General features: G+C 49.2%; 21 protein-coding genes, 1 other RNA gene and 1 riboswitch. Of the genes, 7 read left to right on the top strand and 15 right to left on the bottom strand.

Annotated elements, in window-relative coordinates; genetic code table 11:
• Positions 1-30: 30 nt before the first annotated feature.
• From AB1552_07395 to AB1552_07385, 3 genes are all read left to right on the top strand, one after another.
• Entirely contained in the window at positions 31-1,260 is a 1,230-nt protein-coding gene (locus AB1552_07395; protein MEW6053595.1) for a lipoprotein-releasing ABC transporter permease subunit, read from the top strand.
• A 102-nt stretch (positions 1,261-1,362) separates the two neighbouring features.
• Positions 1,363-1,647 (top strand): hypothetical protein, encoded by a 285-nt coding sequence (locus AB1552_07390; protein ID MEW6053594.1) that lies wholly within the window; start codon positions 1,363-1,365, stop codon positions 1,645-1,647.
• A gap of 6 nt (positions 1,648-1,653) precedes the next feature.
• Entirely contained in the window at positions 1,654-2,364 is a 711-nt protein-coding gene (locus AB1552_07385) for an ABC transporter ATP-binding protein (GenBank protein ID MEW6053593.1), read from the top strand.
• A gap of 90 nt (positions 2,365-2,454) precedes the next feature.
• Here the strand turns inward: AB1552_07385 and bcsG are convergent, their stop codons facing one another.
• The 6 genes from bcsG to AB1552_07355 form a co-directional block, all read right to left on the bottom strand.
• A complete protein-coding gene (gene bcsG / locus AB1552_07380; protein ID MEW6053592.1) occupies positions 2,455-3,981 on the bottom strand; it encodes a cellulose biosynthesis protein BcsG in 1,527 nt (508 codons plus the stop codon).
• A gap of 33 nt (positions 3,982-4,014) precedes the next feature.
• On the bottom strand, positions 4,015-4,449 hold the full coding sequence (locus AB1552_07375; GenBank protein ID MEW6053591.1) for a hypothetical protein: 435 nt from the start codon (positions 4,447-4,449) through the stop codon (positions 4,015-4,017).
• Positions 4,446-5,858 carry a glycosyltransferase family 39 protein gene (locus AB1552_07370; GenBank protein MEW6053590.1) on the bottom strand — a complete coding sequence of 471 codons (1,413 nt, stop codon included), beginning with the start codon at positions 5,856-5,858 and terminating at the stop codon, positions 4,446-4,448. Before AB1552_07370 ends, AB1552_07375 begins: the two co-directional genes overlap by 4 nt.
• Positions 5,855-8,083 (bottom strand): glycosyltransferase, encoded by a 2,229-nt coding sequence (locus tag AB1552_07365; GenBank protein MEW6053589.1) that lies wholly within the window; start codon positions 8,081-8,083, stop codon positions 5,855-5,857. Before AB1552_07365 ends, AB1552_07370 begins: the two co-directional genes overlap by 4 nt.
• Before the next feature lie 201 nt (positions 8,084-8,284).
• The gene (locus AB1552_07360) at positions 8,285-8,485 is read right to left on the bottom strand and encodes a hypothetical protein (protein ID MEW6053588.1); all 201 of its coding nucleotides are present in this window, start codon (positions 8,483-8,485) and stop codon (positions 8,285-8,287) included.
• Positions 8,486-8,826: 341 nt separating this feature from the next.
• On the bottom strand, positions 8,827-10,185 hold the full coding sequence (locus tag AB1552_07355; GenBank protein ID MEW6053587.1) for a TrpB-like pyridoxal phosphate-dependent enzyme: 1,359 nt from the start codon (positions 10,183-10,185) through the stop codon (positions 8,827-8,829).
• A gap of 125 nt (positions 10,186-10,310) precedes the next feature.
• Here AB1552_07355 and tpiA point away from each other — a divergent pair, with 125 nt between their 5' ends.
• Both tpiA and secG read left to right on the top strand, forming a co-directional pair.
• Positions 10,311-11,054, top strand: coding sequence for a triose-phosphate isomerase (tpiA, locus tag AB1552_07350; protein MEW6053586.1), 744 nt, complete (start codon positions 10,311-10,313; stop codon positions 11,052-11,054).
• A gap of 2 nt (positions 11,055-11,056) precedes the next feature.
• Positions 11,057-11,452, top strand: a complete 396-nt coding sequence (gene secG / locus AB1552_07345; GenBank protein ID MEW6053585.1) for a preprotein translocase subunit SecG — start codon at positions 11,057-11,059, stop codon at positions 11,450-11,452.
• Between the two features lie 35 nt (positions 11,453-11,487).
• Here the strand turns inward: secG and AB1552_07340 are convergent, their stop codons facing one another.
• The 5 genes from AB1552_07340 to AB1552_07320 form a co-directional block, all read right to left on the bottom strand.
• Positions 11,488-12,270: a TIGR00282 family metallophosphoesterase gene (locus tag AB1552_07340; GenBank protein MEW6053584.1), complete on the bottom strand. Its 783-nt coding sequence runs from the start codon at positions 12,268-12,270 to the stop codon at positions 11,488-11,490.
• A gap of 90 nt (positions 12,271-12,360) precedes the next feature.
• Positions 12,361-13,917: a ribonuclease Y gene (gene rny, locus AB1552_07335; protein MEW6053583.1), complete on the bottom strand. Its 1,557-nt coding sequence runs from the start codon at positions 13,915-13,917 to the stop codon at positions 12,361-12,363.
• Positions 13,918-14,151: 234 nt separating this feature from the next.
• Positions 14,152-14,334, bottom strand: a non-coding RNA gene (ssrS, locus tag AB1552_07330) — 6S RNA.
• Between the two features lie 250 nt (positions 14,335-14,584).
• Positions 14,585-15,220, bottom strand: a complete 636-nt coding sequence (locus AB1552_07325; GenBank protein MEW6053582.1) for a metalloregulator ArsR/SmtB family transcription factor — start codon at positions 15,218-15,220, stop codon at positions 14,585-14,587.
• A gap of 94 nt (positions 15,221-15,314) precedes the next feature.
• Entirely contained in the window at positions 15,315-16,241 is a 927-nt protein-coding gene (locus AB1552_07320) for a diguanylate cyclase (GenBank protein ID MEW6053581.1), read from the bottom strand.
• A gap of 171 nt (positions 16,242-16,412) precedes the next feature.
• Here AB1552_07320 and AB1552_07315 point away from each other — a divergent pair, with 171 nt between their 5' ends.
• On the top strand, positions 16,413-17,921 hold the full coding sequence (locus tag AB1552_07315; protein MEW6053580.1) for a glycoside hydrolase family 3 N-terminal domain-containing protein: 1,509 nt from the start codon (positions 16,413-16,415) through the stop codon (positions 17,919-17,921).
• Positions 17,922-17,926: 5 nt separating this feature from the next.
• Entirely contained in the window at positions 17,927-18,817 is an 891-nt protein-coding gene (locus AB1552_07310; protein MEW6053579.1) for an alpha/beta hydrolase, read from the top strand.
• A gap of 99 nt (positions 18,818-18,916) precedes the next feature.
• On the opposite strand, the gene AB1552_07305 is transcribed toward AB1552_07310, so the two are convergent.
• From AB1552_07305 to AB1552_07290, 4 genes are all read right to left on the bottom strand, one after another.
• Entirely contained in the window at positions 18,917-20,725 is a 1,809-nt protein-coding gene (locus tag AB1552_07305; protein MEW6053578.1) for a TonB-dependent receptor, read from the bottom strand.
• A gap of 102 nt (positions 20,726-20,827) precedes the next feature.
• A riboswitch (cobalamin riboswitch) is annotated at positions 20,828-21,014 on the bottom strand.
• Complete coding sequence (gene cobC, locus AB1552_07300) at positions 21,008-21,688, bottom strand: alpha-ribazole phosphatase (protein MEW6053577.1); 681 nt, start codon at positions 21,686-21,688, stop codon at positions 21,008-21,010. It overlaps the preceding riboswitch by 7 nt.
• Positions 21,667-22,410, bottom strand: coding sequence for an adenosylcobinamide-GDP ribazoletransferase (locus AB1552_07295; protein MEW6053576.1), 744 nt, complete (start codon positions 22,408-22,410; stop codon positions 21,667-21,669). Before AB1552_07295 ends, cobC begins: the two co-directional genes overlap by 22 nt.
• 140 nt (positions 22,411-22,550) lie before the next feature.
• Entirely contained in the window at positions 22,551-23,396 is an 846-nt protein-coding gene (locus AB1552_07290; protein ID MEW6053575.1) for a helical backbone metal receptor, read from the bottom strand.
• Between the last annotated feature and the right edge of the window lie 34 nt (positions 23,397-23,430).

Below are 23,430 nucleotides of genomic sequence, written 5' to 3'. Positions count from 1 at the left end.
GCCGGTACAATCCCGGAGAACGGCACCAGTATGAACCTCCCGTATCATTTTTTCGTAGCCCTCAGATATCTGAAGTCAAAGAAAAAGCACAAGGGTATTTCTGTCAATACCCTCATATCCATCGGCGGGGTTGCTGTCGGTGTGATGGCACTTCTTGTGGTGCTTTCGGTCATGAGCGGGTTTCATGAAGATCTGCAGAAAAAGATACTCGGGGTCAACGCCCACATGGTTATTATGAATTACCGGGGAACCCTGCCGGCATATCAGCAAGTCACGGAGCAGCTCAAAGACGAAACAGAGATTCTTTCGGCAGCCCCTTTTGTCATGGGCCAGGTGATGGTATCGTACGGCAAGAAGGCACATGGGGTTTTCCTGCGCGGTGTCGACCCGGAGAAGGAGAAGAAGACGACAGAAATCGGCAGGTTCATGAGGGAGGGAAGCATTGAAGGCCTTGCCGCAGGAGGAAAGGTGCCGGGGATCATTATCGGAAGGGAACTCGCCGGAAGCATCGGGGCGTTCAGGGGAGATACCATCAGCATCCTTTCCCCGATAGGGAAGATAGGCCCTCTCGGCATGCTTCCCAAGATACGGCAATTCAGGGTCGTGGGAATTTTCGAGGTCGGGATGTTCGAATATGATTCGAACCTTGTCCTGACCGATCTGAAGGCTGCGCAGGAATTTTTCGACATGAAGGATGAGGTTACCGGCATCCAGCTGAAACTTGCCGATATCTACAATGCGTCTGAGGTAAGGGAGAGAATACAGAACAAACTCGGCTTCCCGCTTTACGCGAAAGACTGGATGCAGATGAACAGAAATCTTTTCTCCGCACTGAAACTCGAAAAGTTTGCGATGTTTGTCATCCTGGTGCTGATCATCCTCGTCGCTTCATTCAATATTGTGAGTACGCTTATCATGAATGTGATCGAGAAGAAACGTGAGATCGCGATACTGAAGGCAATGGGCGCAACAGACAGGGGAGTCATGACCATTTTCATGCTGCAGGGCATGCTGATCGGTCTGGTCGGAACGGTAATCGGGGTGTCCGGAGGATACCTGCTGTGCTATGTCCTGAACAGCTATGAGATCATCAAGCTTCCTGCGGATGTCTACTATCTCAGTCACCTCCCTGTGAAAACAAAACTGTTCGACTTTATCACCGTATCATTATCAGCGGTCATCATCAGCTTTCTCGCTACGCTCTACCCGGCGTGGCAGGCTGCCAGAATGAACCCTGTGGAGCCGTTACGGTACGAATGAACAGGATAGCCGTTAACTGTTCCGCACACCCTGGCATGTATTCAATGAACCTTTTTTCGATGATGCCGGAAGGAATCTTCCGGAGGAGGTAGTATCGGAACAATGCTCAGGTTTATAGGAAGAATCATCGGGATGCTCATCGTTATCGCATTGGTGTTTCTTGCGCTTTCGCTTTGGCAGGGAGGACAGCCTTTCCGGTGGTTCGGCAAAAAGACAGAACAGGCCGGAGAGATCATCAGGGAAAAAAGTGAAGATGTTGGCAGGGAGGCTGACGGTCTCAAGAAGAAGACGGAGGATATGAAGGAAACAACAGGCAAGGTTACCAAGGGTATCAAAAAAACCGGGGAAAAGATAAAGGACCTCACCGGGTTCACAAAAGAAAAATAACGGAAGATGCCGGCGCAGACGCTCATTCATACAGACAACCTCAACAAGGCCTTTGCCACAGATGCAGGCGAACTCCAGGTGCTGAAAGACATCAATCTGTCGATCAAGGAAGGGGAAATGGTCGGGATTATCGGTGCATCAGGAGCAGGAAAAAGCACCCTGCTGCATATCCTCGGGGCACTCGACAGGCCGACCTCGGGCAGAGTGTTTTACGGCAATACGGATATATTCTCTCTTGACAGAAAATCCCTCGCATCTTTCAGGAACAGCACGATAGGATTTATCTTTCAGTTTCATCATCTCCTCCCGGAATTCTCGGCCGTTGAGAATGTGATGATGCCGGGACTCATCGGATTCGGTTCAGGTTACGGGAATAAAATATCAGGATATGCGGAAATCAGGAGCAGGGCAGAGAGGCTTCTCGATGAGATGGGTCTTTCTGCAAGAAAGCGGCACAGGCCGGGGGAACTCTCCGGAGGAGAGCAGCAGCGTGTTGCGGTGTCACGGGCGCTTATTCTCGAACCGAAGGCAGTGCTTGCGGATGAACCTACTGGAAATCTGGATACTGCAACAGGTGAAGAACTTTTCAATATATTTATTGACCTTAATAAGAATAAGGGCGTGAGTTTTGTCATTGTGACCCACAATGAGTCACTGTCCGGCCGGTGCCACAGGGTGCTCAAAATATCGGATGGTCAGTTGTGTGATCAGTCATGAACCTGATATGGTCATTCAGGTTGCCCTGAATCATTCACGGATTTCCCAATCTGCTGCCCCGCGTGCTATGAATATTTCTGTATCCTAAGGTTAACGGAGTGCAGATGATGGGAGTTTGGTCCACGTCTTTTCCTTCCCGTACAGATAAAAGTCCTGGTCTCTCCTGACAACCAGCGCTTCCTGGTTTTCGGCAACGAATCTGGTTTCCGGTATCTCTTCAAGGTACTGCCTGAGTGAACGGCCCTCTCTGCTGAAAGGCGGTTCTTTGAGAAGTGAGGAAAGCGTCCACGAAAGGGCAAGATAGCTTGTCGGCTTTGCAACAATTTCCTGCTGCACAGGAGTATCCTGAAATCCCTGGCCGATGAATTTAATCCCGACAGGAATGTTTGTTATTTGGGGAAGGGGGATATCCCTGAGGTCAGGCGCCTGGATGCTGGAGCCGCGAAGGGCCATCCCGTGTTCCGGGACAAAAACGACAACAAAATTCCGCCCTGATGCAGAAATGCGCTGGAAGAATTTCTCAAGGTTCGCAAAAAGGTTCAGCAGGAACTCTTTATAGTGGGTCGGACGGTCCCTTTTCCACCAGTCTTTTTCATGTGCCCAGTGGGCACCGCCATGGAGGGTGGTGATGTCAAAATACAGCGCCGCCCGTTTTTTGTCCGCTTTTTGTCTCATATCCCACCATCGTTCGAGAATCTGGAGATCGTTATGGATGGGCGTCTTGTCAAAGTCGTACTGCTGCACGGGGATGCCCTTCAGGGAAATCGGGGCATCCGCCTTCCCGTGGTCCATGATATCTTCGACGAAACGATACGCAGGAGCGTCGTTGTCAATGGCGGTATAGGTCTGATACTCCAGGGAGCGGAGGCTTTCGAGCAGGTAGCATTCTTTCGAAGCTTCCCGGTAAATAGCCTCATGTTTCTGCTGACCGCAGTTTGCCCTCAGGAGCCTGATGGCTGAGGGGTTCGTATAGCTCGATACTGAATTAAAATTGGTGAAGAGAATATCAAATTTTCTGAGGAAAGGATGCGTATCAAACCCGACTGTCCTCAGGTCATCCCATGACAGTGAACAGACATGCAGGATGAGTATGTCGAAATCAGGCGCTTTCTTCTCCGGTTGTTCAAAGGAAACCATTCTTTTCGACTCTGACTGGTAGAACGAGGTAAGGTATTCCTCTATTCCTACGTCTTTCCGGGTCAATCCGAACAGAGGGACTATCAGCATGAGCAGCACCACGACAGGGGCAAGTTTGATGCGCCTGTTCAGGAATATGCACAGGACGAGAATGAAAAGCAGCGCCAGCACTGCAAGGGGGTTGAGGGTGTTCATTACAAAACGGTAAATATACTCTTTTTCAGGCAGCCCGATCTGCTGAAACGTGCTGATTGTATACAGCAGAGGAGGAAAATAGGAATCGTACCAGAGGAGGAGAAAGGCGAACAGGAAGCTCAGCCCCAGCTTTGCCGATTTCAGCACATGGTGCAGCGGAAGGGTCTTGGGCACGGGCACAGCCAGAAAGGCGGCGAACAGGAGGTTCGGCAGAACGCTGAAACGGATCGCCCCCCAGAGGTACAGGAAAATCTTTCCCAGAAAATACACACTCCATAATCCCATAGTATGAATCTCCCTGAAATCCTTCTCCGTACCCTATTTTTTCTTAAGATCCCAGTTGCCGTACCAGTTCATGAACACCACCACTTTCTGCTCGGTCTCGGCTGACCGGTAGAATCTGTCCCAGAGGTATTCGACACCCCATGAAACATAAGGCCCTTTCGGGATATAGGTATCGATTGCAATGCCTGCTCCCGGACCGAGAGAATTATTCCAGTCGAGCTTCTCGGAATCCCATACATAGCGTACGGTAAGGTATGTGTTCACTTTGGTGTTGCCCCATCTGGCCCAATCTATCCCCTGTTTTACCCAGCCGCGAAGTATTACGTCGGATTCGCCTTCTCCCCTCGCAAGGTGCTCATATCTGAGTTCTCCCCATGTCGAGCCAGAAAATCCTTCTATCGCATGTGAATCGGCTGAAAGGAAAAAAGAGAGAAAAAGAAACACAAGCAAAAAAGCTGAACGGTTCATGCATTACCTCCTCGTAAGATATTGACATTTTGAATCCCTGTCCAGAATGGCAGCCGGAATTCGTTCACAAGGGCAAACCCCTTGTCGTAATAATATATCGGAACCTTCCAGAAATAGGTGCCGACATAGAACTCGTTGAAGATTACAAAATCGGGTTGTGCTGCAGCGAGCACCTCGTCCCTCTTGTCATTGTCATTGAAAGGAGCAGGAATAAAGCGTGCGGAAGGAAATTGTTTTTCGAGCGAGTAGCGGTAGACATAGTCCTGGTACCGCGCGCTGGAATCAAGGACAACGGTCATCCCGTTATGGCCTTTCTGCTGGAGGAAGGTAATCACCGGCGTCAGATTAGCATACTGCTGTTCGAACCATGCAATCTGTTTTATCCCGAAGACCCAAATGACAATCAGTACCGCTGTAGTAAAAAACGGCTTTACCCAGGAGGCCGGCACATTGGACGAAAAGAGACTGCCCATATGGTCGACGCCAAGAGCAGCTGCATGGATCAGAAACACCAGGGAAAAAATCATGTTCTTGTCGATTGACTGCTCGGTGCCGTTCAGAAAATACAGCAGGAAAATCGGTGTGGAAAAGATGGTGAGCATGATCGCGTCTTTTCCTTTTTCCTTGTGGAACATGCCGAATATCGCAAGGAGATACGGCATTTCTACCCACTGGAGGTTCCAGCCCGCTGCATCAGGTACAGGGAACGGAATCTGCTGATAGGTGGTAAGGTAGCTCCTGATGACTGATTCCATGGCGGGATAGAGTACAAGGGTTCCGTACAGGGAGAGCAGGGCGGCAAGTGGCAGAAAGAAGAACACCAGAGCCCTGAGCAGAGGAAACCTCCAGAAAACAAAGACCAGGAAAGAAAGCAGATAAATGACGGCGATATATTTCGTGACAGAGGCCAGAAACAGGGCTGACGCCCCGGCCAGCAAAAGAATCGCCGACTGTTTCTTCTCGGACAACAGGATGAGATAAAACGAAATCCCGAGAAAGAACGCTGCGATGATGTCACCTGTTGCGGACACCGAAACGAATACCGCTGTTCCGGTGAACAGGAACAGCAGGGCGGAAAGCCGCCCCTTTTTTTCGGTGAACAGAATTCCTGCGGTCAGATATATGATCCATGTCAGGGCAATACCGAAAAGCATGCTGACAGCCCGTGCGCCATAGAGGCCTCCTGCGGCATCGCCTATGGCTGCAAGGGGAGGCTGTATGAGTGATGATCCGAGGTTCATAAGGGGTTCAAATCCGAAATTCCCGGAGAGGACCTGTCTCCCCGTGAAGATATTCATTGCTTCCATATATGAAACGGAACCGTAGGTCAGGTGCCAGCCTGTGATAATGAGCGCATACATCAGGATGCACCAGATGGTGTATCTGGAGTATTTGTCTTGTGCGGTCATGGGAATATGAAGTTTCCTATCCTGTCGGCGATTGTGAGGAGGCTGTGCACTTTCTTCTGGGAATCAGGAGTGAAATGAATACCGACGAGATATTCAGGATAATCCTCGCTTCCGTATGGCAAATCCCTCACTGCCGTCCCCCCGAGTTCGAGAATTTCTTCCCCGAGCATGACATGCATGGAGACCCTGCTTCCCGGGGGAATCAATACCCGTGAAGCAAGCAGAATTCCGGATTCAGAGATATCTTTCATCACCGCATATGTCTCATGTCCTTCACCGGTGCTGAGGACAACCGGAAGGTATGCAATCGCCCTGTATGCACGGTCGCGGAAATGCTTCCTGCCCATCAGCCGCATCTCCAGATACGTTTTATATCTGGTTGAGTATTCTTTCATGTACTTCGTGATTGCCGATTCATGGAGATAGCGCGAAAGCATATCCTTTGTCTGCTGCGGCATATTGTTGAAATGCACGCCGAGATGAGAGACCTTGTGCTGTTCCGCTGATATGCTCTTCTCCTGCACTACCTTCCCCTGCAGGCTGAGTACAGAGTTCGGAAGCAGTAAATCGATATTCACGTGCTGTCCTGCCGGAACCTGTCCTATTGTCAGAATGGAAAGACCGTCTTCAGTGATGTTGTCGGCAACCGCGAGGCTTCGGGGAGACCGTGTTCCATTCCTTGACTGGAAATACACAGGGAGCGTATCGGGCATCCTGAACCGCTCCCTGCGCTGAACAAGTTTTTTGTAGTCGTACTGAATAATGGCCAGCGCAAGTCCGCTGTTATAGAGCGCCCAGAAACAGTTGACCGCGACGATAAAGCTGTCATTGCGCCGCCCGATGAGCAGTTCGACGAGCGCCCAGCAGATCGCGACGAGACTTGCAAGCAGTATGAGCATTTGGGGCATGATAAGGGTAACCGGGGCATGCCCGAGTTCCGACTTTGGCGTGACCTTGAATTCCTTGCTCTTCTTCGGGAGAAAGGGGATTATCATCGTCTTGAAATAGGTGAAGAATTTTCCCATGCTGAACTGCTCAAGCATGATCTGGCCGCCAAACCCCCTCGCCATTTCATTGAACCCGAGGATAGAGATTATGAAATAAGGAATGAAGTGCATGAGATAATTGACGTCGAGCGCCTTCATCGGAAGCACGCCGGTGAAAAGGGCTACCGGCGGCGTAAGGTAGAAGATGATCTTCTGGATGCTTTCCAGAGGGTAGATCATTGAGGAGAGGTAGCAGAGACTCTGACGGAAACTCAGTCCCTTGAGCAGAAGGGGATTTGCCTTTACGAATACCTGCCAGCTTCCCACACCCCACCGCTGCCTCTGAATGTGAAAGGGCTTGAGAGTTTCGGCAGCGATGCCATACGCGAGGTTCTCATTATGATAGACGGATGACCAGCCTTTTGCATGGAGCTTTATGGAGGTGAGCATGTCTTCTGTGATCGAACCTGTGGCAAAACCCCCGATGTCATCGAGGGCATTTCTTCGGATGACCGCGCAGCTGCCGACAAAATAGGCGGCATTCCATCGGTCCCTTCCCGGCTGGATAAGGGAGAAGAACAGGTATTGCTCTCCCCATATCATTTTCTTTTTGGGATCGGTCCTGTGCTGGAACGAATCGATGTTATAGAACTCCTGGGGTGCTTGGACAAACCCGACCTTTTCATCCCTGAAATACCCGATGAGCCGGTCGATGAAATGGGGAAGGGGAACATGATCTGCATCGAAGATGGCGACATATTGAGCAGTCGAATGCTGCAGTCCGAAGTTGAGGTTCCCGGCCTTCGCATGTTCATGGGTTTCCCTTGCGAGATAGACGCAGCCCAGTTCTTCACAGAGCGTTTTTACTTCAGGACGCTTTCCGTCATCCAGGACAATAGTGCGGTGAGGATATTTCAGATCATTGCATGCGAGAAGAGTTTTCCGCAGCAGATCTACAGACTCATTTTTTGTCGGTATCATGATGTCAACAGTTGCACCGGTGACGGGAGGCGGGGCTTTACGTTTAAGCGGGTTCCATACCACAAAATAAAAAAGAAAGGTCGTGACGGCACCAAAAACCTCGGCACCGAAAAGGGCCCATGAAAAGAACATGGCATTGGGATTAAAGGTTTCAGTAACCCTCCAGTAAAGATAGTAGAGCGTGACGATAACCGCAATCACCGCCAAAAGATGCCTGATCCTCTCTGCTGCCCGTGATGTTTCTTCCCTGTTTTTCATGCGCAAAATCCTTGCAAGTTATTGATTTAGTGAGAAATGTTATTAAATCAACAAAACACTATGTATAATATAATTATGGGAGGTCGGGAGCTCTAAATCAATACTACCCAGGTAGGGGGGGCTGTGATAAAGAATATCCTCCGGCGCGAGAAGTATGCCGAGCGCCGGATACGGAATCCGCTCAAAAACGAAGGTGTTCCTTTACTCCTGCGGTTTGATTGATTCTACGATGCGGTCTATGCGTGATTTCGGCGGTTTGGAAAAGACTTTCCGCAATTCTTCATCAGAAAAATTTCCCCGGAGGAATGCAATGATATTCGTTTTTTCCTTCCAGCATCCGATGATATTCCTGCAGGGAAGCCCATCATTCATCGACGAACAGTAAGTGAACTCAATCAGCATGCCCAGCTGGCTGCAATACATGTTCATACCCATAGGATACCACAGGTGTGTGCACAAAGAGGGTGCCTGGTACCTTTATGAAGGACAGAATAATATCAGCCCAGATTATTCATAGAGCGTTGAATAGCAGATGAGATGCAGGATCATCGCTCATTCTCGGTCTGCTCTGCAGACCTCCGAGGTACAGAATATTCTTCGCTTTAAGGTATCGAACACTCTGTAAATCCTCGCTGATACCGCATCTCATCTGTATTGAGGAAGATATTTATGAAAAATACAGGCCAGGTGAGGCGGAAGAACATGCAGAGAAGGGGGGAATTAGATCCCCCCTTCTCTGCATTTTAAGGTTTTGGAAACTTTTCGAGGTCCTTCAGAAGGTTTTTGATATCTTCATCCGGCAGTACATAATCTTCGAGTTTGCCTGAAAGATATGCGTCATATGCAGCGAGATCGACGATGCCGTGTCCGCTCCAGTTCATGAGGATCACTTTCTCCTTGCCTTCTTCTTTTGCCTTCCGCGCCTCTTCGATCGTGCATGCGATTGCATGGTTTGTTTCAGGGGCAGGGATGAACCCTTCTGTCCTTGCGAACATTACTCCCGCCGCAAAGGTATCCAGCTGGGAATAGGCTCTGGGCTCAATCAGTTTGTCCACAACCAGTCTGCTTATAATGGGTGCCATCCCGTGGTATCTGAGACCTCCTGCATGGATAGGGGCAGGCACAAAGCCATGGCCGAGTGAATGCATCGCTAGCAAAGGAGTAGTCTCGGCAGTATCTCCAAAGTCATAGGTATAGGTGCCTTTTGTCATGGTAGGGCAGGAATTGGGCTCTGCGGCGATGATATGTACCTGTTTCCCGTGTATCTTGTCTCTCACGAACGGCAGAGCTATCCCTGCAAAATTGCTTCCGCCGCCGGCGCATCCTATGACGACGTCAGGATATTTTCCGATGGATGCGAGCTGTTTATGCGCTTCAAGCCCAATGATCGTTTGGTGCAGCAGCACATGGTTCAGCACGCTTCCGAGTGAATATCTTGAGTCCTGTGTGGTGACTGCATCCTCGATCGCTTCACTGATGGAGATGCCCAGGCTTCCGGGGTGCTCGGGATTCTGTTCAAGGAACTTCCTTCCTGCATTCGTATCAGGACTCGGGCTGGGCACGCATTTCGCGCCCCACGTTTCCATCATGAGCCTTCTGTAAGGTTTCTGATTGTAGCTGATCCTGACCATGTAGACTTTCAATTCAAGGCCGAACTGGTTGCATGCAAAAGAGAGAGCGCTTCCCCACTGGCCCGCACCTGTCTCGGTGGCAAGCCTCTTAATGCCGAATACTTTATTGTAATACGCCTGTGCGATTGCAGTATTCGGTTTGTGGCTTCCCGGAGGGCTCACACCCTCGTTCTTAAAATATATCTTTGCAGGGGTCCCGAGCGCCTTCTCGAGAAAATGGGCCCTGTGCAGAGGCGTGGGCCTCCAGATAAGATATTTTTCGAGCACTTCATCCGGGATATTTATCCATCTCTCTGTGCTGACTTCCTGCTCTATAAGGTTCATCGGAAATACCGGAGCGAGCATATCAGGTGTTATCGGCTGTCCTGTCCCCGGATTGAGCGGCGGCGGCAAAGGATTCGGCAAGTCTGCCTGGATGTTATACCATTGCACCGGGATATCTTTTTCGTTCAGTAGTATCTGTCTGTTCACGTTGACCCCCTTTGATTGATTTCAGGTTAAATAACAGGTGATATTTTACTGATAAAAGGATTTTTTTTAAAGTACTTTCATGGTATCTCCTTGACAATATGCAGTGCTTCTTTTAAATTATCAGCATGCGAACGCCGATTATTGCTGCAAACTGGAAGATGAACAAGAACACTTCCGAGGTACGGGAGTTTGTCGCACAGCTGATCCCTGCCGTAAGAGACGAGAATGGGGTAGTGATTGTGATTGCACCTCCGTTTACATACCTCTCACTGGCGGAGGAGCTGCTGAAAGGCTCAAATATCAGGCTTGCTGCACAGAACATGTTTTTTGAAGAAAAAGGCGCATATACCGGTGAAATATCTCCTTTAATGCTGCGTGATACGGGGTGCAGGTATGTGATTGTCGGACATTCTGAAAGGCGGCAATATTTTTTTGAGAATAATGAGACAGTAAACAAAAAAATAAAGGCTGCCAAAAGGCATGGGCTCGATGTTATCGTCTGTATTGGTGAATCCCTGCAGGAGAGGGAGGATGAAAAGACTTTTGCAGTCCTTCAGGAACAGATCGCAAAGGGACTTGAAGGGATCGGTCATTCCGGTATAGTAATCGCATATGAACCCGTATGGGCGATTGGTACCGGAAAGACCGCAACTCCTGAACAGGCACAGGAGGCGCATGCCTATATCAGGGAACGGCTCGCGGTATTGTATGGAAATAGCGCGGAAGAATTATGTATACTATACGGTGGCAGTGTAACTCCGGAGAATGTGGATTCTCTGATGGCCTGCAGGGATGTTGACGGCGCCCTGGTGGGTGGTGCAAGTCTCAAGGCTGACAGCTTTGCCAGAATAGTAAAATTCAGGAGATAAGAATGACGGTTCTATTGATTATTTTGCATGTTTTGGTCTGTTTTTTTCTTATTGCGGTAGTCCTCCTGCAGAGCGGGAAGGGAGCGGAAATCGGAGCTGCTTTTGGAGGTTCCAGCCAGACGCTTTTCGGAAGCCGCGGTGCCGCATCTTTTATGAGCAAGATGACGACTGTTGCGGCGGTTGTGTTCATGATTACGTCGCTTACTTTGGCGGTCGTTACCTCTAAAAGCGGGTCGGTCGTTAAGTCAGTTCCTGCAACCCAGCAGCAGGCAACACCGCCTCCGACCGGGCCGGTTCAGGGAGTTCAGGGGAATACTGCGGTTACGGTAACACCGCAGAAAACGGAACAGCCTCCGCAGCAGACGACTCCAAAGCCGCAACAAACACCTGCAAAATAAATATCAGGGATACGTTCGGAATTACACAGTGAGGGTCAGGGATATCTGAGCTGCAGCCTCTGGATGGCAGAGGACTTCCCTGATTCCTGATCGATTTCGACGACCGCCGCAGAAAAAATGCCCTCTCCCCTTGCCGTTTCGAACCGCATCGGCATATTTGTCAGGAACCGTTCTATGATCTGTTGTTTTTCAATGCCGATGACCGAATCGTCAGGCCCTGTCATGCCGACATCGGTAATATAGGCGGTGCCTCCCGGCAATATCTTCTCATCGGCGGTCTGCACATGGGTATGGGTTCCGATGACAGCGCTCACCTTGCTGTCCATGAAATGCCCGAACGCGATTTTTTCTGAGGTTGCCTCTGCGTGAAAGTCAATGATGATGATTCTCGTCAAATCAGCAAGCCTCTCGACCTCTGCTTTTCCAACTCTGAAAGGACAGTCCATGTTCGACATGAAGACACGCCCGGAGAGATTGATGACCGCTGCTTTAGTGCCGTCTTGCAGGGTCAGCAGAATACTGCCGTACCCCGGTACTCCTGGAGGATAATTCAGCGGTCTGAGGACCCTGTTCTCTTTCGCAATCTGGGGGATAAACTCCTTCTTGTCCCAGACATGGTTTCCCGTGGTGATTACATGGACTCCGGAATGAAGGATCTCAGCGACTATTTTATCGGTTATGCCGAAACCGCCTGCGGCATTTTCACCGTTTGCGATCACAAGGTCTATCTTGTACCTGCTGACAACAGCAGGGAGCAAGGTCTTTGTCGCATTTCTGCCGGTCTTGCCGACAATATCACCGATAAAGAGTATCTTCACTGTGAACAGCTTCTCTGCCTGCTGCTGTTCTTTTGCGCATCCCCGTAACGCTGGGATTCTGAAACTATGGGGAATGTGCCGGCAAAAGCATTACTTTGCATATTCCACGTACCTGGACTCTCTGATGACCGTTACCTTTATCTGTCCGGGATACGTCATTTCGGACTCAATTTTCCTGGCAAGTTCTCTTGAAATCATCGAGGATATTTCGTCGCTGACGTCTTCAGGTTTCACGATAATCCGGATTTCACGTCCTGCCTGTATTGCGTAACATTTATCGACCCCTTTATAGGAAAGGGCCATCTGTTCGAGCTTCTCAAGACGCTTCAGGTAATTCTCTATGCTCTCTTTTCTGACACCCGGGCGGGCTGCTGACAGCGCATCTGCCGCGGCAACAAGCGCAGCCTCAACGGTCATGGGGTCTCCTTCGCCATGGTGGACCAGTATGGCATTGCTTACTTTGTGGTTTTCTCCATATTTTCTGGCGATGTTCGAACCGATTTCCTGGTGGGAGCCCTCGATTTCATGATCGACTGCCTTTCCGATGTCGTGGAGAATGCCTGCCCGTTTTGCAAGTTTCATGTCCACCCGCAATTCTCCGGCCATCATGCCGGCCAGATACGCGACCTCCCTCGAGTGCTGGAGGACATTCTGGCCGTATGAGGTTCTGTATTTCAGCCTCCCGATCAGTTTGATAAGTTCAGGATGGATGCCGGACAATCCGAAGTCGAAGACAGCCTTTTCGCCTTCCTCCCGTATATGGGTTTCGATTTCCTTTTTGACTTTTTCGACAATCTCTTCAATCCTTGTGGGGTGAATCCTTCCATCGGTTATCAGGCGCTCAAGGGAAATCCTTGCGATTTCCCGCCTGACCGGATCAAAGGCAGACAGGGTTACTGTCTCCGGGGTATCGTCAACGATCAGGTCGACCCCGGTTGCAGCCTCCAATGCCCGAATATTGCGTCCCTCCCTGCCGATTATTCTTCCTTTCATCTCGTCATTCGGAAGGCTCACCGAGGATACCGTCGTATCAGTCACATAATCGCTTGAATATCGCTGTATCGAGAAACCTATTATTTCCTTTGCCTTTTTCTCTGCATGTTCCCTTGCCTCGTCCTCGATTTTCTTGGCGAGTTTTGCTGATTCAAACTGTGATTCCTCTTCGATTTTTCTGAGAAGCTCTTTCTTTGCATCGTCGGAACTCAGGCCGGATATCTTTTCAAGAAGTTCTGTCTGTTCCCTGATTAACTTGTTGTAGGTATTTTCCCTGTCCTGGATGGTCCGTTCCTTTGCAACGTAGTCTTTTTCCCTTTTGTTTAATTCCTGATCTCTTTTTTCGATCTGTTCAAATTTCCTGTCAAGCACTTCCTCTTTCTGCCGTAATCTTTTGTCGAGATGGTTCAGTTCAGAGCGTCGTTCGCGGAGTTCCTTGTCAACTTCGGACTTTGCCTGATAAACCATATCTTTGGCCTCAACTTGCGCCTCTTTCCTGATGCTTTCAGCTTCCTTCTGTGCATTTTCAAGTGCTTTTGCCCTTTCCTGCTCGAGAGCTGCCCGCTTTGTTTTCAGCTGCGCCTGCGATACAAGAGTAATAGCCAAACCAACTGCAACACCAGCAAGTATGCCAATCAACAAATAGAGTTCCATGTATGCAAAACCCCCTTCCTCAATCTTTTTCATCAGTTGAGGGAATCCTGATGACGCAAAGACTTTCTTTTGTCTTTTTTCTGAAGATTACCTGTCAGGCTGGATTAGAAGGCGGAAAGCATTTTTGGAGGTGAGAAATTGTTGATTTTGCATACAAATTTCCATTTGCTCTCTATGATACATTTATGTAAAATCCTCCAAAAAGGTCTTAGCCGTACGAACCCAGTCTGGTTGAATAAACCCACCCTGCCGTGTAAGGAGAAATTAGATCCGCCTATAAAATAGGTGGGTGCCCTGAAAGAGTCTTCAGGCTTTCTCCCCAAGGGAGACATGCACACCAACTCTTTACGTAAGCTCCCAAAAGATCTAACTTGCCGGATCAACATGTTCACCTTATCACCAACAGGGCAGGCAATTGCACAATAACTGTAACAATCCCTCCTTGTTATTGTTATTTTTTTATAACTTTAAGATAAAATAAAACGGTACCTTATGGCAAGGGAAAATTTCTCATGCGGTTTATTAGTATTAATTATATAAATATTCTTAAAAAAAGGATATTTTGGATATGCTGCCGGAATACCGGGATTGTCGTCTCAAAATGCAAGGTGACGATTGTTATGAAGGGAAAGAGAGAACCTGATGGGGTGAAGTTATCGGCGGATCTTCAGGTTTTCGGGATGTGTTTGGGTATGGTATAGGTGCAGGAAGTGTCGCCGTCGGTTATGCAAGATTCACGATTGACGTCTTTCCCGAGGAGTTCGCGGAACATCTGGAGGTCGTACCGGCAGGCCTCTCTGAATTCGTGTGCAAGTTTAAAGATCGGGCAGTTGTAAAGACGCATGATAAAGGAGTTGCTGCTGTCATCGAGTTCGGCCAGGTACCCCTCTGATTCAAGGATATCTTTCATGCCGTTGATCCGTTCCTGAACGGTCTTTTTTTCCGCAAGGGCTTCTCTTGCTTCCTTGAATATCCTGTTCTTACGCCATTTGAATATCTCGTCTATCTTTTCACGGCCATCGTGTTTTTCGATATCCTTGAATACGTTTACAAGGAAGCTGTCATATGCCTTGGTAAAGAGTTCATCTGCCTTGTCGGTAAGCCTGTAGAGAAAGGCAGGTCTGCCGATCCCCTGTCGTTTTGCCACATAATCGATAAGGCCCCTTCTTTCCAGAGAAAGGAGATGCTGCCTGATGCCCATGGAGGTGATATTCAGTTCCCTGCTGAGGTCGTCGATTGATGTAGACCCTCTTTTTTTCAGAAGAATAATGATCTTTTCCCGGGTAGGATTTTCATTCAGCACAGACCACATACCCTAAAATAGCATAAAAACTGTTTTTTGTAAATAAAGTTAATAAAAAAGTTTTATTTTAATGATTGCTTAACAATAGCGATCATTAAGACATTTCTATCCGGTTTCTTCCCCCTGCTTTGGCGTGATAGAGTGCCGCATCTGAAGCATCCACAAGTTTCTCGGAAGTGTCCAGCGAAGAAGAGGGGATGCTTGCAATGCCAATACTGACAGTAATCTTTCTGTCAATACCGGGGAATTGATGATTCGAGATGGATGAGAGAATCCTGGAGGCAGCATGAAGAGAGTGTTCCTTGTCTGTTTTCGGGAGCAGGACAACAAACTCCTCGCCACCCCATCGTGCCAGCGTGTCGACTTTTCTCAGACAGCTTTTGATGATTTCCGCGATTTCTTTCAGAACCGAGTCGCCTGCACGGTGGCCAAACGCATCATTGATGCTTTTAAAGTGATCAACGTCTATCATGAGGCAGGAAAGCGGGGTTTTATATCTCTCTGACCTGTTGAATTCATTGTCAATAATGGTTTCAAAGTGCCTCCTGTTGAAGAGTTCCGTGAGGGGGTCGGTGATCGCAAGGAATTCCACCTTCGAGAGGATTTCCTCAAGTTCGCGGTTTTTCTTCCTCAGTTCATCCTGCAACGCCTTTGTTCTCAGGGAGGCGTATATGCGGGCGTTGAGTTCGACTTCTTTATAGGGCTTTGAGAGATAATCGTCAGCACCTGCCTTCAGTCCTTCGACCTTTTCCATCGTGGAGTTTTTTACCGTCAGCATGATGATGGGTATTCCTTTGGTATCCTGATTCAGTTTCAGCCACCGGCACACTTCATTGCCGTTCATGTCCGGCAGCATGAGGTCGAGCAGTATGATATCCACATTCTCTGTCTTTGCGAACTTGATTGCGGATTTACCGTTTTCTGCCAGAATAACCTGGTACCCGTTTGTCTCCAGGAATTCCTTTGCGAATTTTGCCTGCATCTTGTCGTCCTCAACGAGCAGGATCTTCGCCAGTGCCATTTATGTTCCTCAAGTTTGAATTTTGAGTAATTCTATCAGATTTAGACCTATTTTCAAATAGGTATTTTTGTGCAATCCCCGGCACATCCTTTCCGGCGCGCGGGGTAAGGTCATTGATGATAAGACATCAGGGTTATTGTTCCTGACTGCACCGATCTGATAAACTGCATTATGCCGACTCACAAGAACGCCGGACAGTTACCAGCAGAAAAAAAAATATATCAGCTGATCATCAGCAGGCTTGACGGGGAAAGAATACGGGAGGCCTTTTACCGGGAGAAGATATTGGGGCTCGTGAAAAGAGGAATCGGTGGGTTTATTCTCTTCGGCGGCTGGAAAGAGGAAGTAAAATCCTTTATCCGTGATTTGCAGGCATCAGCAGAGGTTCCCCTGTTTATTGCATCCGACGTCGAACGGGGGATTTGCCAGCAGATACAGGGGACTACACCGCTGCCCTGTCAGATGGCGGTTTCCGCTGCCGTTGACGTTAGCAGGCCGGATGATGTCTTTCTGCTCAGGGAATCACTCAGGGTGCTTGCCGAAGAAGCCGGGGATATGGGGATCAACATGCCGCTCATCCCGGTTCTTGACGTCAACAGAGACCCGGATAACCCCATTATCTGTACGAGGGCCTTTTCAGATGATCCGGAACGCGTGGCATGGTTCGGGTCGGAGTATATCAGGATTCTGGAGAGAGCAGGGCTCATTACTTCTGCCAAGCATTTTCCCGGTCACGGCGATACCTCCACAGATTCCCATATCCGTCTTCCTGTCATCAGGAAATCCAGGGAGGATTTAATGGATACGGATATCGCCCCCTTCAGGGAGGCGATCAGGACAGGGGCGGGCAGTATCATGGTCGGGCATTTAAGCATCCCATCCATTGATGCCAACCCTGCGAGTCTGTCCGGAAAAATACTCACGGACCTCCTGCGGAACGAACTCGGGTTTGAGGGACTTATCCTGACAGATGCCCTGATCATGAGTGCCCTGAATGACATCGCAAATGTTCCGGCGCGTTGTATAGAGGCGGGTGCTGATATCCTCCTTCATCCTGCTGATCCTGATGCAACGGCGAAGGAATTGCTCGCGGCGGTCGCTGCTGAGGGAAGACTCCGGCAAAAGACAGAAGCCGCGTATGCCCGTATTGCAGCAATAAAGACCCGTCTTCATGATGCTGCCGGACGCGAAGTCGACTACCGGAAAAATATGGAAATCTCTGCACAGATTGTGCAGAAGTCAATCAGTCTTGTGCAGGGCACCATAGGGGAAGTTCCTGCTGCTGATAAACGCAGGCTTCATCTGGTACTGGCGGGTGACCCTGAACTGTACGCACTATCGTCTGTCCGGAAATATTTTCCCCGCATTTCGACGATCGATGAAGAGATATCACTTGAAAACCGCTGTCCTGTATTTGCGGTATTTACCAGCGTTGCTGCATGGAAAGGGAGTTCCGGAATCAGCGATGCGGAGAAGGAAAAAATCCTGCGGCTCATACAGCAGGCAGGATGTTCGGTCGTCATATCGTTCGGAAGCCCCTATGTCCTGCGTCATTTCAGGGACGCCCGGGTTCTCATAGCCGCCTATGAGGCAACGGAACAGGCTCAGGATGCGGTAATGAAGTGTCTTGAAGGGCGCAGTGAGTTCAGTGGCATTGTTCCTGTTGACCTTGGTCTTTGAAGGGAATGAAACTCGAAGAGATATCCTGCAAGGGAAGTGATGATAAACCTGCTGTGATCTTCATCCACGGCCTCGGCATGGACAGGAATATCTGGGTAGATCCCTCTGCTTCACGCATCTTGGGAGGGTTGTGTCCTCTCAGCATTCTGCTCGGCGGGAACAGGAAAAAGCGAACGGAAAGGATTTCCACGCTTTTTGATGATCTGCAATCCAGGGATTACAATATGGTTACGTGGAGTCAGCGGAGACCGGCCGGTCCCATCGAGTCTGCAGTCCAGGAGTTGAGGGAGATCGCCAAAATCGCACGCACAATGACAAGGTCTGGCCTTATCCTCGTCGGCCACAGCAGGGGAGGTCTTGTCGCGCGGAAGTATCTGACCGAAGAAGACAGTTCGGTGAAGGGGATTATTACGATCTCTACTCCTCATTATGGCAGTTCCGTCGCCCGCGTCGCTGCATATGTAACGCCGCTTGCAAGGGCACTGGATCCGTTGTTCCCGTCCGGAGAAAAGGGGTCTCTTGCCTTTGCTGTGAAGCGGGTATCGGAGTTTCTGAAAAGCAGGTCCCTGAAAGAACTGCTTCCCGGCTCCAATTTTTTCAGGACCCTGCATGACAGACGATTGAACGGTGTATGGTATATCTCTCTTGGAGGCACTAACCCGACGCTTTTCCGCATCCGGAATTTTTCTTTCCCCAATGTGTTCGAGCGGGTTATCCCGGAAAAGTATTATCCCGATGAGATGAAAAAGGGAAGGGGAGATGGCCTTGTGTCTTTGGAGAGTTCACGGCTTTCATGGGCTGATGAGCATTTTATCTTTGATCACAACCATGCATCTATTCTGTTTGATCCTGAGGTAAGGAAGTTGCTGTGCAAAAAAATAGAGGAGGCATTCTGATATTGTGTGTTTCCATATCTGCTATCCCCACCCTGTTCCTCCTCACGGAAGGCAGGGCGGGGACACCACATTACCGCGTTCGGCACCTCTCTTTCAGCATCAGAAACTGATACTCATTCCTCCAAACAATTGCACAGGTGGCATCGGATATCCCACGATTGTCTGAAAGTCCCTGTCCAGAATATTTTTCCCCGTGATGAAAATCTCGGCTGTTCCTCCGGAAAATGGGATCTTCTGGCTGAGTTTTCCATTCAGAAGGAAATAACAGCGGGGGTCTCCAGGCTGGACCACATAGTGTGATACATACATCCACTCTGCTGAAAGTGTTGTGCCTTTTGCGGGATGCAGAGAAACAGTTCCCTTTATCTGGTGCCGTGTGCCAAACCGTATTTTTTTGCCTGTCGTCCTGTCTTCCGGATCCATGAACGTGTAATTAAGACCCAAACGCACTATGCTGATACGGACTTCTCCGTCTGCCTCAAAGCCTTGTACCCGTGCCCTGGAAACATTTTCCGGCGACCATCTTCCCGGACTGGTCTCCTGCCACTGGATGAGGTCTTTCGATCTTTTTTCGAATGCGACAATCCTGAGATTGCCGGTGGTGTCGAACGCCTTCCGGATGCTGCATTCATATTCAGTTGACTGTTCGGGCCTGAGGTCGGGATTCCCTGCAGCCCAGCCGGTGTCAGGCCAGTAAAGGGCATTCATGGCCGGGACACGGAACCCTTTTCCTGCGGACATGGAGAGGCTTGACTGATAAGGCAGTTTTATCAGAAAAGATGCCTTTGGACTGATTCTGCGGTGAGAGCCGATGTCGTCGTATCTTGCCCCGAGTATGAAGAGGAGTTTTTCTGTCACCGCTGATTCATTCTGGATGAATATTCCCTTTCTTGTCCTGCTGCGCCTGCCTATGGAACCGGCAGCATTGATATTGTCACTGCTGTCGATATCTTCTTCGAGAAGCTCTACCCCTCCTGTGAGCAGGTTCGACGACCCGAGGGCGATGCTGTGCTGCAGATCGATTCCTTTGACATGATTTCTGTGGGTATTGTCTTCACTCCCGGGATTGAGATAGCGGATCCTTGCATTATGGCTGTAAAGCCGTGCGAGAGTCTCTTTATATGCAAGCGTCAGACCTGCATTGAATGTCTCATCCGTCTGTTCAGCAAAAGGAGTCAGCCATGTCAGAGACCCCGGTGCCCCCGCCTCTTTGTGGGTGTAGTCGACCGTGACATCAGCACGTATGTTTTTGGCAATGTCAAAGGTGAGCTTGGCGTTTACCGCATCGCTTGTATACTCCGAATTAGTCCTGAACCCCGATGAGTTTTCTTCTGACAGGGAGAGAAAATACCCCAGCCTCCCGAATTTTCCCGAAGTGCTGAACCGGATATCCCTCGTCGCAAATCTGCCGTATGATGCTGCGAGATTCGTGCAGGGTTCGTCGGGAACATGGGTGATGATATTAATGACGCCGCCCATCGCTTCTGCGCCGTACAACGCAGATGAGGCACCTCTGAGTATTTCGATTCTCTCAATGTATTCAAGCGGCAGGGAAAGCGAATTGAAATCGACCAGGCCATCCCCCGGCTTATTGATCCGTTTGCCGTCAACCATGACCAGCACCTGCTCTGCCGTGGAACCCCTTATGGTGAGTGTAGCTGGGGATCCTGTGCTGCCGTATTCAAACACATTCAAGCCTGTGACATTTCTTATGATCTCTGTGATATTCCGGTAACTGCCGGATTGTATCTCCTGTTTCGTTATGACCGTCACATCCTGCGGCACATCTTCAACCGGCGACTCTATCCGTGTTGCAGTGACAACCACGTCTTCCAGTTTTATTGCATTTTCCGCCCATGCAGGGAAGATGAGCAGAAAGAGCAAAAAGATTGCAAATACTATATGCATGACTTGTTTCTCCTTGGGTAGTTTTTTGTGAAACGACCGGCAAAATCTCCTGCTTACTCATGATGTGTCGTGTCTCATGAATTAACCTCCTCTTCCCTCGAAGGGGGAGTTGTGAGGTATTCCGGGTCTCCTGACTCAGGGCTTCCTACTCACCCGCCTTCCCGGCTGTTATAGCCAGTGGCTTCCGAGAGCTTTCGTTCCCTTTACAGTTGCGGGGCAGTTCCCGGTTCGCACGGGATTCCCCTCACATACCTCTGACACTGCCGATGGCAGATATGGTATTTACGTTTTTTCCCGCCTGTGCACTGTTCCGTTGATGAGTTGTGCAACAGGGCAGTTTGTATGGTATTGAAAGATATTTAATGCACTGTAGTCCTGTTCGATCCTGAAGATGTTTTCGAGCGGTATTCCGAGCAAATGGCAGATGATTATCCTGTTCACCCCGCCGTGGGCGACTACCGCGACATGTTCTCCCTGATGACGGTGAATAATTTCCTGGAGGGAATTCATTACGCGTTCACGTACCTCAATGGTACTCTCTCCTCCCACCGGGCTGAATTGCAGGGGATTGTCTGCCCATGCATCGAATTCATCAGGGTATTTCTCCTTAATTTCATCAAACGACATGCCTTCCCATACGCCGAAGTCTCTCTCTCTCAGTGCCGGAACAAGAACAGGACGGAGGGCGTGAGGCCCTGCAATAATCTCGGCGCTCCTTATCGACCGCTGCAGATCAGAGCAGTACACTGCACTCAGGAACTCCCCGGCGTCAGCGGATCGGGGCTTCTGCGTTACAGGGTGAGAATTTGTGCTGCTTTTAAAAAGTCCTGCCATATACCTCGAAAGCTGTTCCATCTGCATGATACCATGCCCCGACAAAGGCACATCTATCGTCCCTTTGTACCGTTTTTTCTCGGCACCTTCTGTCTCACCATGCCGTATTAAATAGATAACCGTGACCATATAATTACCATGAACAAAAAGCTCATCTCTGCGATTTCACCAGTCGCACCAAGTGTATCTCCTCTATGTCCGCCTAAATGGGCATGAAAATAATGTGCCAATACCCGGCACAGACCATACAACGTTATAAGGAGGGCAGCAAAAAAGATGTGCTGATTGCCCGGCATGGAATCCCTGAAGAGCAGCCCGGGCAGGATAAATAAAAGAACAAGTATCAGGGTCGAAATAGCGGTCTTCTTCACTCCTTTTCTGTGCAGGAAGCTCCTTTCCATTCCATCCTGTACTGCCGGCTTTCCATAAAACATGCTTATGACAATTGTCCATTTCGGGATTACCGGAAGCAGGATGAGGGAAGAGTAATAGGTGAAAGGCAAAAAATGGGTGAGGTTGAGCAGGGAGAGGTATTTCAGCCCCAACGCGAAAACTATCGCCGTGACGCCTGCAGGTCCGGTCACAGAATGGCTGAGTCTCAGCGGGCGAGTCTGTGTTTCTGCATCCTGGGCACCCTGTTTTTTTGCTGCTATTGCATCAAAGGTGCCGGCAAGTCCGCAGAGCTGTCGCCCTCTGTTTAATACGACATGTACAAGCAGTATTATCCCTGGTACAAGATCAGGATGAAAAACAATTCCGGCACAATAATCTGTTGTCAGCAGGATAGCCCCCTGTACAAGGCCAACCAGCACAAAGAATGTCGGGATTTTTGTAATATCAGACCCGGTCACGTTTACACTCTTTCCGGTACAATATGCAAGACGACAAAGGATTTCTTCATGATATGTTTTCCTTCTTTCCTTTTCCTGACACCACTGTTCCAATAAGGGAAGCGCACACTTCAGAATCCTGCATCAGTTATCCGGACTGTTCATTCAAGGTTATCCGCTATCTCCGCAATGCCTTCGATAACCCTTGGCCCGAGTCTGTAGAGACTATCACTTACATAAAAAACTTTATTGTTTTTTACAGCAGGGACACTTTTTAATCTCTTAAGAAGTGTTGCTGAAACCTCATGCATATTTGCGTGCCCCTTACCAATAATTATCGTATCAGGTGCTTGATGAATAATCTCCTCAATAGAGTATTTGGGGTATAAGGTCTTTGCTTTCGATGCTATGTTTTCATTGCCGAGAAGAATAATTGCATCGTCCATGACGGTACCAGGTCCTGCAACTATCAACGGCTCAGGCCAGATGATGAAGAGGATCTTTTTTCTCTGTGACTTGATAATGCTTGTCTCCTGCCTCTTGGTTTTCAATCTATTGATTGCGGTCTCTATCTTGCTGGCGAGGGAATGAGCATTATCTTTTGCGTCAAGTGCTAAACCAATTTCTCTTATAGCCTGAGGTAATTCTGAAAGCCGCCGCGCTTTAAATACATATGTCCTTATATTAAGTGAGTGCAACCTCTCTTCAAACTCTTTTGGATTGCCGTCAGTAGTCATAACTGCAATATCTGGTTTTAACAAGACGACTCCCTCCAATGAAGGGTTGGACATTCCGCCGACTTGCTGCTTTTTTCTGGCTGCTTCGGGATAGTCACAGAAACCAGTGACACCAACGACGTGTTCACCGAGCCCAAGCGCAAAAAGTATTTCGGTAATATTGGGCGCAAGAGAGACGATGCGCTTTGGCGGTTCAGCAAACACAGGAACGGGAAAAGGGAAGCAACAGGTGAGCAGCACAATAACACAGAAGAGCATTTTGGCTCTCATTCTTTTCCTCCCTCGGGAAATCAGAGTGATGATT

This window comes from Nitrospirota bacterium, assembly GCA_040754395.1.
In the GTDB taxonomy this organism is placed as follows: Bacteria; Nitrospirota; Thermodesulfovibrionia; order Thermodesulfovibrionales; family SM23-35; genus JBFMCL01.
Note: the sequence above shows the minus strand (reverse complement) of the source record. Positions and strands in the feature narration are given on the sequence as shown.

Coding starts and splice junctions, on each gene's coding strand:
- secG (MEW6053585.1), top strand. CDS start 11,057: ATGACGGTTCTATTGATTATTTTGCATGTTTTGGTCTGTTTTTTTCTT.
- AB1552_07390 (MEW6053594.1), top strand. CDS start 1,363: ATGCTCAGGTTTATAGGAAGAATCATCGGGATGCTCATCGTTATCGCA.
- AB1552_07365 (MEW6053589.1), bottom strand. CDS start 8,083: ATGAAAAACAGGGAAGAAACATCACGGGCAGCAGAGAGGATCAGGCAT.
- AB1552_07310 (MEW6053579.1), top strand. CDS start 17,927: ATGAAACTCGAAGAGATATCCTGCAAGGGAAGTGATGATAAACCTGCT.
- cobC (MEW6053577.1), bottom strand. CDS start 21,688: ATGGTCACGGTTATCTATTTAATACGGCATGGTGAGACAGAAGGTGCC.
- AB1552_07385 (MEW6053593.1), top strand. CDS start 1,654: ATGCCGGCGCAGACGCTCATTCATACAGACAACCTCAACAAGGCCTTT.
- AB1552_07395 (MEW6053595.1), top strand. CDS start 31: ATGAACCTCCCGTATCATTTTTTCGTAGCCCTCAGATATCTGAAGTCA.
- AB1552_07370 (MEW6053590.1), bottom strand. CDS start 5,858: ATGACCGCACAAGACAAATACTCCAGATACACCATCTGGTGCATCCTG.
- AB1552_07375 (MEW6053591.1), bottom strand. CDS start 4,449: ATGAACCGTTCAGCTTTTTTGCTTGTGTTTCTTTTTCTCTCTTTTTTC.
- AB1552_07315 (MEW6053580.1), top strand. CDS start 16,413: ATGCCGACTCACAAGAACGCCGGACAGTTACCAGCAGAAAAAAAAATA.
- AB1552_07360 (MEW6053588.1), bottom strand. CDS start 8,485: ATGCTGATTGAGTTCACTTACTGTTCGTCGATGAATGATGGGCTTCCC.
- AB1552_07305 (MEW6053578.1), bottom strand. CDS start 20,725: ATGCATATAGTATTTGCAATCTTTTTGCTCTTTCTGCTCATCTTCCCT.
- bcsG (MEW6053592.1), bottom strand. CDS start 3,981: ATGGGATTATGGAGTGTGTATTTTCTGGGAAAGATTTTCCTGTACCTC.
- AB1552_07320 (MEW6053581.1), bottom strand. CDS start 16,241: ATGGCACTGGCGAAGATCCTGCTCGTTGAGGACGACAAGATGCAGGCA.
- AB1552_07290 (MEW6053575.1), bottom strand. CDS start 23,396: ATGAGAGCCAAAATGCTCTTCTGTGTTATTGTGCTGCTCACCTGTTGC.
- tpiA (MEW6053586.1), top strand. CDS start 10,311: ATGCGAACGCCGATTATTGCTGCAAACTGGAAGATGAACAAGAACACT.
- rny (MEW6053583.1), bottom strand. CDS start 13,917: ATGGAACTCTATTTGTTGATTGGCATACTTGCTGGTGTTGCAGTTGGT.